The sequence below is a fragment of the Carboxylicivirga sp. genome (assembly GCF_982718395.1).
Map to the genome: position 1 here is coordinate 1 of NZ_CEXQWX010000148.1, position 14,756 is coordinate 14,756.

The 14,756-nt window shown below is 35.6% G+C and carries 10 protein-coding genes; 5 read left to right on the plus strand and 5 right to left on the minus strand.

What is annotated here, in order from left to right:
• The first annotated feature begins 70 nt into the window (after positions 1–70).
• From AC4MRQ_RS20265 to AC4MRQ_RS20280, 4 genes are all read left to right on the plus strand, one after another.
• Entirely contained in the window at positions 71–1,258 is a 1,188-nt protein-coding gene (locus tag AC4MRQ_RS20265) for a glycoside hydrolase family 172 protein (protein WP_491199540.1), read from the plus strand.
• Positions 1,236–2,666 carry a BNR-4 repeat-containing protein gene (locus AC4MRQ_RS20270; RefSeq protein ID WP_491199541.1) on the plus strand — a complete coding sequence of 477 codons (1,431 nt, stop codon included), beginning with the start codon at positions 1,236–1,238 and terminating at the stop codon, positions 2,664–2,666. The genes AC4MRQ_RS20265 and AC4MRQ_RS20270 overlap by 23 nt, the downstream gene beginning before the upstream one ends.
• A gap of 9 nt (positions 2,667–2,675) precedes the next feature.
• Positions 2,676–3,779 (plus strand): glycoside hydrolase family 88/105 protein, encoded by a 1,104-nt coding sequence (locus AC4MRQ_RS20275; RefSeq protein ID WP_491199542.1) that lies wholly within the window; start codon positions 2,676–2,678, stop codon positions 3,777–3,779.
• Between the two features lie 620 nt (positions 3,780–4,399).
• The gene (locus tag AC4MRQ_RS20280; protein ID WP_491199543.1) at positions 4,400–5,098 is read left to right on the plus strand and encodes a DNA-binding domain-containing protein; all 699 of its coding nucleotides are present in this window, start codon (positions 4,400–4,402) and stop codon (positions 5,096–5,098) included.
• A gap of 344 nt (positions 5,099–5,442) precedes the next feature.
• On the opposite strand, the gene AC4MRQ_RS20285 is transcribed toward AC4MRQ_RS20280, so the two are convergent.
• Positions 5,443–5,892 carry a pyridoxamine 5'-phosphate oxidase family protein gene (locus AC4MRQ_RS20285; RefSeq protein WP_491199544.1) on the minus strand — a complete coding sequence of 150 codons (450 nt, stop codon included), beginning with the start codon at positions 5,890–5,892 and terminating at the stop codon, positions 5,443–5,445.
• 317 nt (positions 5,893–6,209) lie between these two features.
• On the opposite strand from AC4MRQ_RS20285, the gene AC4MRQ_RS20290 reads away from it, so the two are divergent.
• Entirely contained in the window at positions 6,210–7,205 is a 996-nt protein-coding gene (locus tag AC4MRQ_RS20290) for a GlxA family transcriptional regulator (RefSeq protein ID WP_491199545.1), read from the plus strand.
• 157 nt (positions 7,206–7,362) lie between these two features.
• Here AC4MRQ_RS20290 and AC4MRQ_RS20295 read toward each other — a convergent pair whose 3' ends face one another.
• The 4 genes from AC4MRQ_RS20295 to AC4MRQ_RS20310 all read right to left on the minus strand — a co-directional run.
• A complete protein-coding gene (locus AC4MRQ_RS20295) occupies positions 7,363–10,119 on the minus strand; it encodes a M16 family metallopeptidase (protein WP_491199546.1) in 2,757 nt (918 codons plus the stop codon).
• Between the two features lie 5 nt (positions 10,120–10,124).
• Positions 10,125–11,288 carry a thioredoxin family protein gene (locus AC4MRQ_RS20300; protein WP_491199547.1) on the minus strand — a complete coding sequence of 388 codons (1,164 nt, stop codon included), beginning with the start codon at positions 11,286–11,288 and terminating at the stop codon, positions 10,125–10,127.
• 41 nt (positions 11,289–11,329) lie between these two features.
• The gene (locus tag AC4MRQ_RS20305; RefSeq protein ID WP_491199548.1) at positions 11,330–12,625 is read right to left on the minus strand and encodes a RagB/SusD family nutrient uptake outer membrane protein; all 1,296 of its coding nucleotides are present in this window, start codon (positions 12,623–12,625) and stop codon (positions 11,330–11,332) included.
• 4 nt (positions 12,626–12,629) lie between these two features.
• Positions 12,630–14,756, minus strand: a 2,127-nt coding sequence (locus AC4MRQ_RS20310; protein WP_491199549.1) for a SusC/RagA family TonB-linked outer membrane protein, incomplete at its 5' end; no start/stop codon positions are given.

The window sequence follows — 14,756 nt, forward strand, 5'->3', positions numbered from 1 at the left end:
GTCGGATATGACATGGAATATCGATAAGAATGCTTTTGTATTAAAAATTCAGTAAGTAATTATAAGAAAGATGAAAAGTATATTTTATATAACGCTATTAACAATTGTTGTATGGAGCTGCAAAGAGCAGTCGCCAGCATATGAAGTTCCAGGTTTAAATAACCTTTATTTAACCAATGATGCACAAAGCAGATCAATCAGCGCTGAAAATATTACTGGTGAAAAAGGTGGTGGTGATAAGATTTTAGCCAGTGAAGGAAATGCAAAAAGAGCAGCCACCAAGCACGGATGGAAAGCAAACCCATATTTATTTATTGAACCTAATGAAGAAAAAGTGATTGCAGAGGCAGCAGGACCAGGTATTATTAACCATATCTGGATGACCCCAGGGCGTGATGGTAATGATCGTTTACGTATTATACGCATCTATTGGGATGATGAGAAAGAACCATCGGTGGAGGTGCCAGTTGGTGATTTCTTCTGTAATGCATGGGGAAGTAACAATCAGACAGAGGTTAATTCATCTGCTATTGTCGTTAATCCATTGAATGGTTTTAACAGTTTCTGGCAGATGCCTTTTAAGAAGAAGTTTAAGATCACATTGACCAATTTAACTGAGTCAACAGCTACTTTATATTACCAGGTTGATTATACATTGGCTAATGTTCCTGACAATGCGGCTTATTTTCATGCACAGTTTCGTCGTGTAAAGAAAGTGCCTTTTAAAAAGGAATATACCATCTTAGACGATGTAAAAGGGAAAGGTCAGTATGTAGGTACATTCCTGTCTCGTGGTACCCGCAGCAATAGCTGGTGGGGTGAAGGAGAAGTTAAAATGTACATTGATGGAGATACTGATCATCCAACTTATCACGGTACTGGTGAAGAAGATTATTTCTTAGCATCTTATGCGTATAAAAAATACCAGGACAAAGGATGGGCTAATTGGGAATATGTGCCTTTTAATACCCAGTATTGTGGTTTCTCTGTTGCTGAGAATCACTATGGCTATAAAGGTTGTTTTGGGCAATACCGTTGGCATATTTTTGATCCGATCCGGTTTAAGAATGACTTTAAAATCAATGTTCAATGTTTAGGATGGGACGATAAGGGAAATTATCTGCCGTTAGAAGATGATATGTCTAGTGTAGCTTATTGGTACCAGACGGAGCCACACAATCCATTCCCGGAGTTGCCATCAATTGAATTATTAAACTACGTAGATACAAATAAGAATGAAGAAAAAGATTCTAATTAGTGGGTTGTTTTTGGCTTTAGCCTTTGGTTTATATGCCCAGAAGAAGGCTGTTTATTATCATGATACAATGGGCGATGCAAGTCAATTTATATATACTTTAGACTATGAGGCTCCATTAGCCATGGATTTTGACACCAAAAACAGGCCTTACATTATAAATAATGCAAAAGTAGGACATAATAGAAAAAATGGAGTATACCAGATTACTACGATCCGTAATAAGAAATGGGTCCATTACTCTTATTTGGATGAGTTAGAAAAAGAGTTTGGTAATCAGTTATACATGAATGGTCATGATAATGAATATCAGGGGTTCAATGCATCCAGGTCATGCCAGATGATGATTGATGATCGTAATAATTTATTTGCAGTTATTGGAATATATTTAAAAAAGAGTGGGAAAACTGAAATTCAATATGTGTTAGTTACTGCATATGATGTTGCAAGTAAAAATTTTGATGGTGAGTTTGAAATAAAACGTGTTTTTCCTGAAAATGCTGTGATGGCTTCAATGGAGGTAAGAAACAGTTTTAACGGCAGTGTAAAATATGCGCCTTTATTGTGCTACGTCATTCATCAGCCGGGATTCCCTTATAAGACTCCATATGCCTGGGCACAAAAATCATATCATAAAGCTTACTTGTTAAATATGTATTATAAAAACAAAAAGCTTGTTGTTCAGGAACCAGTATTCTTAGATGATCGTATTCCCGGTCTTCAGAAACATTCCGGTGGTGAATCGGTAGCTGTTACCAAAGGGCATATGTCATATATTCCCTATTTAAGACATGACTCAGACCCTAAAAAAGATCCTGATGGCAACAACGTGACTTATATCAAGGCTTTCAACAGAAAGACCAATAAAATAGAAACAGAGCGTATTTTTCTTTTTGAGAATATGCCAAAGTTTGCTGATGGTCATAGTCAGCCAGTCATAGGAATAGATAAAGATGGTTATTTATATGTACAGGGAGGAGCCCATGCCGACACCGGCTTTAAAGATACACGTTCAAAAAAACCAATGGACATTTCTTCCTGGACCGAAGCTGAGATGATTGGTCATGGTCGGACATACACCTGCATTTTAATCGATGCCAACAATAAGAAACATACCTTTTTCAGGGCTTCCAGTCCTTACAAATTGTATTATCAGAATGGTGATTGTGAGGATGGCTATGAAAATGATAATGGTCAGTTATTTGTTGATCAAAACTCAAAAAATTCATATCGCGTATATTATCATCATTTAAATAAGGACCGTAACAATCGAATATACGTGAGCTGGACACCTAATAGCGGAGCTGATTATAAGACATGGGATTTTCGTCGTGTATTAGCTTTTAGTGATGACAGTGGTAAGACATGGAAAATTGCTACAAGAGAGGATTTTATTAATGCAACAGAATAAACAGGCAGAATGAAAAAGTATTTAATTTTAATGGTCCTGGTCGCTTTATTTGTATCAATGCAAGCAAAAAAATTACCTGAAAAAAATGATGTTTTGACGATAATGACAAAGGTTGCTGATTGGCAATGTGCTCAAAAGCCTTCTCATTACGTGTCAGATTGGGTTAATGGAGCTTTGTATACCGGGATGATGGAATATGCAAAAATTGCTCCTTCTGATAAATATTTTGACTGGTTAAAACAAAGAGGTGATGAGGCTAAATGGTCGTTAATCAAACGCAGAAAACATGAATTTTACCATGCTGATGATATAGCTGTTGGTATGATGTATTGTGAAATGTACAGGATTGAAAAAAATTCTTTACTGATTGAGGATCTGAAAGCCCGGTTAGAATTGATCATTGCTGAACCTAGTCATGTAACACTTGATTTTTCAAAGCATCGGTTGGAGTCACCGGCACAGCGATGGTCATGGTGTGATGCCCTTTTTATGGCTCCTACCTCTTTTGCGAAGATGTATCAGATAACAGGTGAAGTGAAATATCTGCATTTCATGTTTAAGGAGTATAAAGCGACAACTGACTACCTTTATGATCACAAAGAGCACTTATATTACAGGGACAGCAACTATTTCGGAAACAAAGAACCTAATGGCCAGCCTGTATTTTGGGGTCGTGGTAATGGCTGGGTTTTTGGTGGTTTACCTATTATCCTTGAAGAGCTTCCTGAACGTTATTGTGAAAAAATGTGGTTCGAAAAAATGTATGTTGATATGGCCAAACGAATTGCAGGTTTGCAAGATGACGATGGCTACTGGCATGCCAGTATGTTAGACCATAAGGCATATCCTAATCCGGAAACGAGCTGTTCAGGTTTCTTTGTTTATGGGTTAGCTTGGGGAATTAATAATGGATATCTTGATCGTGAAACATATTTACCGATAGTATTAAAGGGATGGGAAGCATTAACTGATGCTGTTTATCCTAACGGTAAGTTAGGTTGGGTTCAGCCAATTGGAGAAAGTCCGGTTAGTACTACCAAAGATATGACTGAATTATATGGTGTTGGCTCTTTTCTGCTAGCTGGAACGGAAATATTAAAGCTTGCTAAATAGAATTCGATAGAGCAGTAAGGGCATTGACACCTAAAAGCCTGGCTGCGGTCAGGCTTTTTTATGCCCTGACAAATTGGGTAGGTAAGTCCATATACCTTGAACTGATAAGCCCAAGGTGCTTGAGTGAAAACTAAAAAGATCCCATCCAAAAGAATGAGATCTTAAGGTTATTAAACTTCCCTAATGAAACAACATTTTGCTAGTGCGAATTTGCAATTCATACTTATCAAAGGCACTGATTGCAAATCAGCGCCAGCGTGAGGAAACTAACCTATCAAACAATGAACTATCATTTCACAATGCAATCGTATTGATCAATTAATAAGTATCACTCAACGATAAAACTTATGACGTCTACTGTATATCAACGGCAAACATTAAACTTCACATACCTCATTATATCAAACATTAGGGTAATTAAAATCAAACAACACTACTTAACAAAGAAAAGAAATAATTAACACTACAATCAGAGGTTTAATTAAAACAAACTAGTAGATTTGGAATAAATATTGAAAAGTAAACCGCCGGCGGGTGATCAACCTTGCATGATTGGCGTCACAGCTTTGGAAGATACGGCCAGCGGAACTTTGCAATATAGTATTTTAAATTTTATTATTATGGCTCTACGCTATGGATTAACCCCTAATCATCTGACTGATGATCCTAACGATTGCATGGCAATCACCACCGACAACGACACCATTAACATTGAACAGATTGTTGAACGTGCCATTGGCAAAGGTTCTACTGTTACTAAAGCAGAGGCGCTTTCTACGATTGAAGAGTATGAATATGCCATTGTTGAGGCGATTAAAGAGGGTAATAATGTTATTACAGAACTCTTCAAAATTTACCCAAGTATCAGTGGTGTATTTATTAATGAAGAAGATGGCTTTGATCCGGCACGTCATTCTGTCAAATTAAACTTAAATGCAGGTGACCGATTAACAAACATTGTGCCTGACATTGAGCTTAAAAAGGTAAAAATCACTTCACCTCAACCGGTCATTCAACGATTCACTGATCTTAAAAACAATGTGGTCAACGAGTCTTTCTCACCAGGGCAGATTATTTCGATTAAAGGTTCTTACTTAAAGTTTGATGAAGAAGACGCACAACAAGGTATTTTCTTTATTGCAGCCGACAACTCGGAAACAAAAGTTACTAATGTGGTAAAAAATAAACCCTCTGAATTGATGTTCTTTGTTCCTGACTCTTTAACAACCGGAACCTTTCAGGTTGAAGTAAGAGCCATTCTCCATAAGGGTAAAACGCTTAAAAAAGGAAGATTACTTAACGATTTAGTCCCTGCGTAACGACTTTGACACCTAAGAGCCTGACTTTCGGTCAGGCTTTTTTTATGCCCAAACAAATTGGGCAGGTAAGTCCATACACCCTGGACTTATAAGACCAAACACTTTGGGCAGGTAAGCCCAAGCAACCTGGGTAGTATAGTCCAAACAGTTTGGGTAGTACTGCCCAAGCAGCTTGGGCGAAAACTAAAAAGATCCCATTCAAAAGAATGAGATCTTAAGATTATTAAACTTTCCTGATGAAACAATACTGCGCTGGTACGAATTTGCAATTAGTACTTATCAAAGGCACTGATTGCAAATCAGTGCCAGCGTGAGCGCCAGTGTGAATATGGAATACTTTTAAACTATTTTTCCATCATCTCGGTATGCCCAAAGGAAATAGTATTGTCAGTAACCAAAACCTCTTTTAACTCAACTCTGAAGGCAGTAAAATCGCCTGGATCGCCAGGGAGATTCTCCAGGTATGGAAACTTTTGCATAATCAAACCAAAAGCTCTTTGCATTTCTTCAGGGTTGGTTATTTCTTTAGCTACACCGCTACCTTTTATATACTTTAGTTTCTGTAGCTCTTCAAAACTTAAGCAATCATGATCAATGGCAAAAGCGATATGCTGATTATTGCGAATTTGCTCCACCTTTCTGGTCATTTGGTGAGTAATAAAATAGAGGTTCATATCATCATCCGATGCATAATCAACTCCCCGAACGCATGGATAACCATTTTCATCAATACTTGCAATGTGCATTAAATTGTGTTCCTTAATTACCTGTTTAGCAGTTTCCAGTGTACTCATTTTATCTCGATTTTAAGTTTTATAATTATCCCAGAAATGTTATTAGATTATTTATTACAAATTCAAACAACTTCAAAATCAATCATTTCATTGCATTTGTACTCGTCAGCATAGCTTAGACTATGATTCCTCGTTCAAATACTTGATTTTATTGTTGTTCGAACCTTCATCACAATACCCTAATGACATATCTGGGATTATACTCTTATGCAAAAATATAGACGACAAGTATTTTCAATAGAATGTCATATTGACATCAACAGGTGGCGTATGCGACATTTTTATTTATTTTTGACAAGGGTAAATATAGATGCCACATGAAGAGAGTAAGTATAATTGTACCGGAGGGCGAAGTTATTGTCAGTAGTATAATACCAGCTATTGAGATTTTTACTGAGGTAAACACTTATCTACGCCGGAAACAGAACAATAGTGAGGATCATTATAAAATAGAATTGGTAGGCTTAAGCTGTAAATCCGAGAAGTATAACGGGCTTATTACTTTTAAACCAACTAAAACAATTGATGAAGTTGAATCTACAGATTTAATTATTATTACAGCGTTCTCAGCCAACCAGCAAAAGGCAATTGATCTGAACAAAGGTTTTATCCCCTGGATTAAGAAGCAAAGACTTAACAACAATTGCGAAATTGCAAGTTTATGCGTTGGAGCATTCTTACTGGCAGAAACAGGCTTACTAAATAATCGTTCGGCATCGACTCATTGGGCTTATGCTGAACTGTTCGAAAAAAAATACCCAATGGTAAACCTGGTGTCCGAACTGATTATAACGGATGAGAATGGTATTTATACCAGTGGCGGTGCTTTTTCTACCCTTAATCTTATTTTATACCTGATTGAAAAATACAACGGCCGGGAGGCCGCTATCTGGTGCTCGAAAATGTTTGAAATTGAATTTGATCGCAACAACCAACATCAGTTCACTATGTTTAATGGTCAAAAAGATCATGATGATCAAGCCATTAAAAAAGCCCAGGTTTATATTGAAAAGAACTACAAAGAGAAAATACTGATTGATAATCTGGCTGATATATTGGCAATGAGTACCCGGAATTTTATCCGCCGATTTAAAAAATCAACATTAAACACGCCTTCGGAATATATTCAAAGAGTACGGGTTGAGGTGGCAAAAAAAACATTTGAATCACATAAAAAAGGTGTTTACGAAGTTATGTTTGAAGTAGGTTATAATGATCCTAAGGCGTTTCGCGATATTTTTAAAAAGCATACAGGGCTTTCTCCCACCGAATACAAGCGAAAGTATAACCGCTATGAAGCTGTAGAAATTTAGAAGCTTCATACTCTCTTTGCCCAATATTGTATTGAATGCATCTTCATTTAAGAAAAGCCCCACTCCTAAGAGTGAGACTTTGAGATTATTAACCTCCACTAATGAAACAATACTGCGCCAGCAAGAGGATTTAAGTTCACTTTACTAACTTTTTACATTATTCGCCACTCATCACAACCTCATATACATTCATATTAGTAAACATGTTTTGCCAAACTTTTTGACACTTCTTAATGCTTAAATCATGATATATCTTTAAGAAATTATCATTGAGCAAACCCTTCTGTTTATTAAGAATCACCTGCTTTATATACATTTGGTCATAATATGGCTTACCTTTCAAACTCTGAACATGATTATCCATTTTATCAATAACATGACGAATCTCTTTTTCTATTGGCCCTTCTGATATTAATTGATTAAATATAGCATATGTGGCTTTTTTCATTTCCTCCTTACGCTCGGGATCTGTATCATATTGAACCACGATATCATATCTCTCATAAGGATCTATCCTTTCACTTCTTTCACCCCTTACATCAACACCATAGGTTCCCCCCATCTCTTCACGTAAAATTTTACGACAGCGTTCAGAAAAAATATCTTTAAAAACATTATAGTAAACCCCTTTCTTATAATTGAATTGACCTTGTTTTACAAACGCTCCCCAAAAAGTAGTTTTTGGCACCTCCATATCAATTATAAAGTCTTTCTTAACTGGAGCAGGCATTTCTAATTGATAGTCTACTGTTTTTTTATCTTCTTTATACGTAGGGATTAAAGCCAGGTATTGACAGATTGATTCTTTTAACTGAGTAATTTCAAAATCACCAACAATTATTATATCAAGCTCACCAATATTTCTAAAGCGCTCCAGATAAACATTAAAAGCTCTTTCAAATGAAACTGCTTCAAACGCATCGTAATTTAAATTGACATTGCGCGGATGATTATTAAAAATGGCACTAATTGAATCACCTAATACAGAATTGGTTGATTGGTGCTTATACGTTTCTCTTGTTGTATTTAGCTGATTTTTAAAATTCTGCTCATTGCCATTAGCTGAGGTTAATACAGCGTACAAGCTTTTTAGAGTTAAATTAAAATTATCTCCAGTACACCTTGCACTTAAGGTTTCTTCAAACTCTCCAAGGCCAAAACCTACCTGTATATTATTTAATGAATTATACTGCCGTACTTCATCTCGGTTTAAATTACCAATGCCCCCACTACTAGCTGCAACATTCACAAACTTTGCACTTAACAAATCTTCTGTTGCTACCCTATTAAGCCCACCAGGACTAATGGCAGAAATAGTAATTATATTTTTGTCGTAATCGTTTTTCTTCAGATATACATTTACACCATTGCTAAGGGTAAGTTGAGTGACGCCAAAATCAATTTCTTTTTCTTTCATAATTGTACTTGGTGTCGGGAGTTTACCCAGAAGGTCTTTCTTTTGATATTTAAAATCGTAAGCTTTTAACTGATACTTATCGTTAAATATTTTTAATATATCTTCTTCTGAAGGATACTCTACATCAGGCCCCATCACAGTGATAATCTCATTACCATCACAGAATAATTCATTCGCCAGATAATTTACCTCATTCAGGGTAATTTGATTTATTAATTCAATATCTAAATCAATCTTATAATTTTCATCCATAAAAGGACGTTGATCCACATAATGTGCAACCAACATATTGGCATATACCCGCGAAATATTCTGTCCTGCGGTACTTTTAAGGTTTTTGCAATAGCTAATACTCACATCCTTTGCATAGCTCAGTTCATCCATAGAAACACCATATTGCTTTAACCTCGCAATTTCTTTAGCTAACAAGGTTGCTCCTTCTTTTATTTTAGCATCGTTTGTAGACACAGCAAACCGATACAACTTAACAGGCTTAAAAGCTTGCTCTGTATATAGCTGTAAATTTGTTACAACATCACTATTTTCCTTTTTCACATTCGAAAAACGTTCACGTAATACCTGTGTCAAGAGCCCTAAAGTTAATTGCTTTCTATACGACCTTAGTGAATTTGCATTCGTATCATTAAGCCTTTTGTACGAATAGGTTATTTCAACATTCTTGGCATTCTGACTACCTGCAATATAAACCAATGGCTCCTTATTATCAGGGATAGGATAAACAACACGCTCTGGACCTTTACGTTTTGGAATACGACCAAATTGTGCTTTTATTTTTGCTTCAATTTCTTCTACATCAAAATCCCCGACAACAACTATTGCCTGCAAGTCGGGCCTATACCATTCGTTATAAAGACTCACAATATCATCTCTCTGATGATTCAGAATTACATCCAAATCACCTATAACAGTGCGCCTTTCGTAGCGAGTGCCTGGAAAAACAGCCTTAACCATTTCAAGGTTAGCTCGGGCATACATTTCCATCCGTGTTCTGTACTCTTCAGCAATTACCCCTCGTTCTTTATCTAATTCCTCCTGCTCAAATAGCACATAACTCGACCAATCATGTAATATCAACAAGCAACTATCAAGCACTTCTGGCTTATCTGTTGGCACTTCATAAATATTATAAACGGTCTTATAATACGTGGTGTATGCATTTAACTTTCCACTACCAAATCCCAGACCATGTCGATCGGTAAAATTTGTTAGTGCTTTACCAGGAAAGTTTTTTGTACCGTTAAAAGCCATATGCTCGGCAAAATGTGCCAGTCCATGCTGGTGATCTTGCTCCTGCATAGAACCTACCTTACTTACAATAAACATATCGGCTTTCTTTTCAGGCTTCTTATTAGGAAAGATATAATAGCTCATACCATTATCCAAAACCCCTGTGCGAAGTTTTGTATCAACAGGTAATTCCTGAGCTAATAAGCTACTTGAAAATACAAGTATCCATACTATAATAGTAGTTCTCATACCAATTAATAGATAATTACATTTTGATTATACCTCACAGCTTCCCAATCTCTTTGTTTTAACATTTCTTCTAATGTTTTCTGGAAATCACCTATACCTAAAGCTTTTTGACAGCCTGCTTTAACAAGGTATAAATAAGCATTTTTTGTTTTACTTAATCCTTGCTCAGCTGTTGAAAGTAGCATTTCGTAATCTGTTTTCTTTAAAGTACCGTTCTTAAAAACCGGGGTAGCAACTAAAGTTCTTAGAGCAATAGCTTCTATGTAAGAAGATTCATTATTATTGACTACAGAAGGCAACATGGCTAACCATGCGCGATACCTCTTATTAAACAACAGGTTATTCAATTCTATAACCTTGGCGAAATTAGATGCTGTTGAGTGTTTCTTACTTGGATTTCCTTGTAAATACGATGCTTTAAAAAGAATATCCATGTACGCCTTAGCAATTTGGTTATAACCGGTCTGCAACAATAAACTATCCACTTCACTACCTACTGATTCGTAAAACAGATCTCTGTTTTCAAGGATATAATTGTACATTCCTCCACCCAGCTGCACATTTTGTGCTTTAATGATATCAAAAAAGGCTGTACTTGCGATTTTCTTGTCAAAAAGTTTGTGTAAGATTTCTCCTGGTCTGCGGCTATCCTGATGTATCGTCAGTTGTTTATATGCTTCAATCATTGCATTAATACTTGAATCGCCTGCTTCATAAGCTAATACAGCACTATAGTTATCTGCTCCACTAATAACATTTCGTCCCATTTCTAAGAATTCATCTTCGGGATAAAATCCGATTTTTTTATATTGGGGAACTCCATTATTGAAATATATATAGGTTGGAAATTTATTGATACCATACTTTTTACAAATTTCAGGATTATTATCCATCATCATTTTGTAATTCACAAAATTCTCATTGTAATAATCTGCAACAGAATCATCTTTAAAGGTAGTTGCCACCATCTTTTTACAGGGGCCACACCAACTGGTATAAAAATCTACAAATAATGGTTTATTTAGAGTTTGAGCATTGTCCAATGCTTCCTGAAAGGAACCTTCAAAAAAAGAGATTTCTTTGTTTTCTACTTGAGCACCTTTAATATAAAGATACACCATCCCCATTAGTGCTACAGATAGCACTGCAATTAAAATATTTTTTAACATGACAAAGTCTTAATGACCTGCCCAAAGGCAGGTCGAGTTATTTAAAAGGAAACATTTGCTGGCAATGGAATATGCCAACCTTCAGAATCTGCTTTTAGACTGTAAGTCTCACCATCGTAATTGTGAATTACATCAATATTAGCATTCTCAATATTATTGAGTCGTTTAATATCATATAAACGAGTACCTACCGAGCAAAATTCAATACGTCTTTGATCAAGTGTCAATTGATACAATTCTTCGTTTGAAATACTTGATATATCTTGCGGATTACTATATCGATGTGTTAAAAATACAGACATTAATTCCTTTGCTTTATCCAAATCAGGTGCTGATTGTTTGGTAAGAGACTCAATTGCATCCAAATATAAGCCACCGCGAGATAAACCTGCATTGGACGGTTTCGTTCCCCAACCAAAACCAACTCCCCCTGTTGGTAATTCAATTGTCCAGTTTTTACGATAATCATCATCTTTAAGTAATGAAACTAAATCATCAGTCATTCTTCCTCTAAAACCTGATAATGCAAATACTTTTTTATAAAATATTGTTGCTGGTGACGCCCACTCTTGCCAATAATAGGTTTGACCGGGCCAAGTTTTTGCATCATCTAAACTATCATCTATTGTTAATGCCTCTATGCCCGATAAAGCAGCCTTTTCGTAGTCACCCATGTACATGTAAATCCTTGCTTTTAAAGCATGAACAGCTAACTTACTTCCTGTTCTCCAATCACTTTGTTCAGGTAATAGCTCTAATGCTTCATCTAAATCTTCTAAAATTTTAGCATAAAAATCTTGTACACTTTGTTGAGTAAATGATTGATTAATATCAGCAGCTGTTACATAAGGTAATCCATTTGTTGTATTATCTTTTGTATAATGATCTGCATAAGTGTTAATTGCCATGAAATGGTTTAATGCTCTATTAAACAATGCATTTCCTTTTACGTGTTCTGGTTCAATTTCATCACCTGGATTGTCTTCAACCACATCAATATTCTGCAATACATAGTTACATACATAAATAGCTGAAAACAAAGATGCATAACCTTCATCTACCTGAGTTCCGGTATAAAAATGTTCTTCAAATAAATAAGCATTTAACGCTGGTCCTGATAAAAAATCATTAATTCCCACCTCAACATCATCACTCATATAAAATTGCGTAATAGGAGCAACATATATTCCGTTTGCTTGATTATCAAACATAGGTTGCATCATATAATGCAAGTCGATTAACTTATCAGGTATTTTTTTGCCTTTCGGCGCTTCGTCTACAAAATCATCACAACCAATGAAAAGAAAAACGATAAATAGATATATTAAATTCTTCATTTTCTTAAAATTTTAGGTTTAATGAAACAATAAATTGCTTTGCAAGTGGGAGCCCAAGTACTCCATTGGAATTTAAAGCGACCGGGTCAATTCCATCTTTATTTGCGGCCCAAAACCACAAATTTTGTCCACTTACCTGAATATGACCACCTTTCAGATGTTTCAACACCAACTTACTAAAATCGTATCTCAGACTTAACGTCTTTAACCTTATTACATCTCCCGGCTCATACAAACGTTTGCTATAGTTAATGGTGTTATAGTAAGCATGAAATGTATGCTCATCAAATAGCGGATATAAGGCTGTGTTATTATGTTCAGGTCCCGCCCATCGGTATTTCTCTTCCCCCCATATGTAGCCATTTATTGGATTACCAGATGGTGTTTTCACTTTATGTCCAAATTCGTATTGTAAGAAAGCCGTTAAGGTGAGATTTTTATAACTTAAACTTTGGTTCCATCCTCCATAAACTTTAGGTACAGATTGTCCTACTTCTATGATTTGGTCAGGCTCCCACTCATTATACTCCCAATATTCACCTTCTTCTCCGTTGGTATCCATAACTACTAATTCACCCTCATCCGTAAATTTATGATTTAAACCAAAGAGGGCATTAACTGGATAACCCTCTCTATAACCTGTTCCATACATTAATTGTGAAACAAAATAATCTGCGTTTAATTTCACAATTTCATTTTTGTTTTTTGAAATGGTGAAATAAGAGTTGTAATTCCAACTTCCTAGTTGTTTATTGTAGTTTAGTGATAACTCAATCCCTTTGTTGTCCACCTCTGCGTTATTAGTATATACACGCGTCCAACCAACTGTAGGTTCTGTTGACACCCACGATAAAACATCATAGGAGTGTTTTTTGTAAACTTCTAAAGAAGCATGCAAACCAAAATTAAAGCCTATGTCAATACCTAGATTAGAGCTTTGAGTTTTTTCCCAAGTCAGGGTTGGGTTCTCAGGTGAACTAATTGCAAAATAAGGATCTCCCGTAAACCAGTTTTTAGTATAATAACCTGATAACTCAGGAGTGGAATTCTTATTAATTTGACCACTTACACCATGAGATAGTTTAACTGATAAATGATTAATTAAGTTCTTATTAAAAAATCCTTCTTCAGTAATATTCCATTTTCCTGCTATTGACCATGAAGGATTATTCTTCAATTTATAGGCCTTTGTAAGTATATTAGTTTTATCCATGCGGTAACTACCAAATAAGTCGTACCGCTGCTTAAGTGTAATAGAAGCTGTACCAAAGCCTGATGCGTACTTCTCCAAACGCTCATTTACAGGTACCGGTTGTACAAATGTTACTCTTCTATTATTAAAGCCCTTTGTAAAACCATCGACTCCGTTTTCTAAAGTTGCATAATCAACTGCTACATTTTGAAACGTTTGTGGTTCATAGCCGAAGTATTCACTTCTTACCTGCTTATGCTTATCCTCTGTTAACTCTACTCCTGCAAAGAGTTTAATGTCAAAATCAGCAATGCTTTTACGATATTCTGCCGTATTTCTCCATGTATAGCTTCGTTGATCAATATTTTGTGTTACCATGTGACCTCCAGTTGCAGGAAAATGCCTTTTTACAATGGTTTTATCTACGTAATAATCATCATCCCAGATATTTCCAACTCCTCCTACTATATCCGTATAAGTATTAACAAGATTTCGATGATACCAACTGTCATTATTGTGAAAAATCTCTGCCTTACTGTTTGTTGTGTTGTAGTTAAATGTTGAACTTAATGATAACTCTTCTAACTGATACCCTACACCTGCTGTCAATGAAACTTGTGTTCGCTTTATTGTGTTATCATTAGTTTTTTGATTAACTAATGGATTATATGTCCAGTCCAAGAATCCATAATCACCCAAATCATTAATATAATGTTGAGGAGCTGCAACTTTTCCTATAATGTTTGAATAAGAACCATCCTGATTGTACAAGCTTTCGTATCGATTCAAATTTACATCTTCAGAGTTTTTATCTTCAAACTGATACACTCCTTGTACTTTAAATAAGAAATTGAGGTGATCATTTAAATGAAGATCTAAATTATTTAAAAAGTTAAAATTCTTGGAGTCATCACCAACCTTCATCTCCTTGTTCATATA

Excerpts from the sequence above, each read along its gene's own strand:
- AC4MRQ_RS20265 (WP_491199540.1), top strand. The coding sequence starts at position 71 with ATGAAAAGTATATTTTATATAACGCTATTAACAATTGTTGTATGGAGC.
- AC4MRQ_RS20270 (WP_491199541.1), top strand. The coding sequence starts at position 1,236 with ATGAAGAAAAAGATTCTAATTAGTGGGTTGTTTTTGGCTTTAGCCTTT.
- AC4MRQ_RS20275 (WP_491199542.1), top strand. The coding sequence starts at position 2,676 with ATGAAAAAGTATTTAATTTTAATGGTCCTGGTCGCTTTATTTGTATCA.
- AC4MRQ_RS20280 (WP_491199543.1), top strand. The coding sequence starts at position 4,400 with ATGGCTCTACGCTATGGATTAACCCCTAATCATCTGACTGATGATCCT.
- AC4MRQ_RS20285 (WP_491199544.1), bottom strand. The coding sequence starts at position 5,892 with ATGAGTACACTGGAAACTGCTAAACAGGTAATTAAGGAACACAATTTA.
- AC4MRQ_RS20290 (WP_491199545.1), top strand. The coding sequence starts at position 6,210 with ATGAAGAGAGTAAGTATAATTGTACCGGAGGGCGAAGTTATTGTCAGT.
- AC4MRQ_RS20295 (WP_491199546.1), bottom strand. The coding sequence starts at position 10,119 with ATGAGAACTACTATTATAGTATGGATACTTGTATTTTCAAGTAGCTTA.
- AC4MRQ_RS20300 (WP_491199547.1), bottom strand. The coding sequence starts at position 11,288 with ATGTTAAAAAATATTTTAATTGCAGTGCTATCTGTAGCACTAATGGGG.
- AC4MRQ_RS20305 (WP_491199548.1), bottom strand. The coding sequence starts at position 12,625 with ATGAAGAATTTAATATATCTATTTATCGTTTTTCTTTTCATTGGTTGT.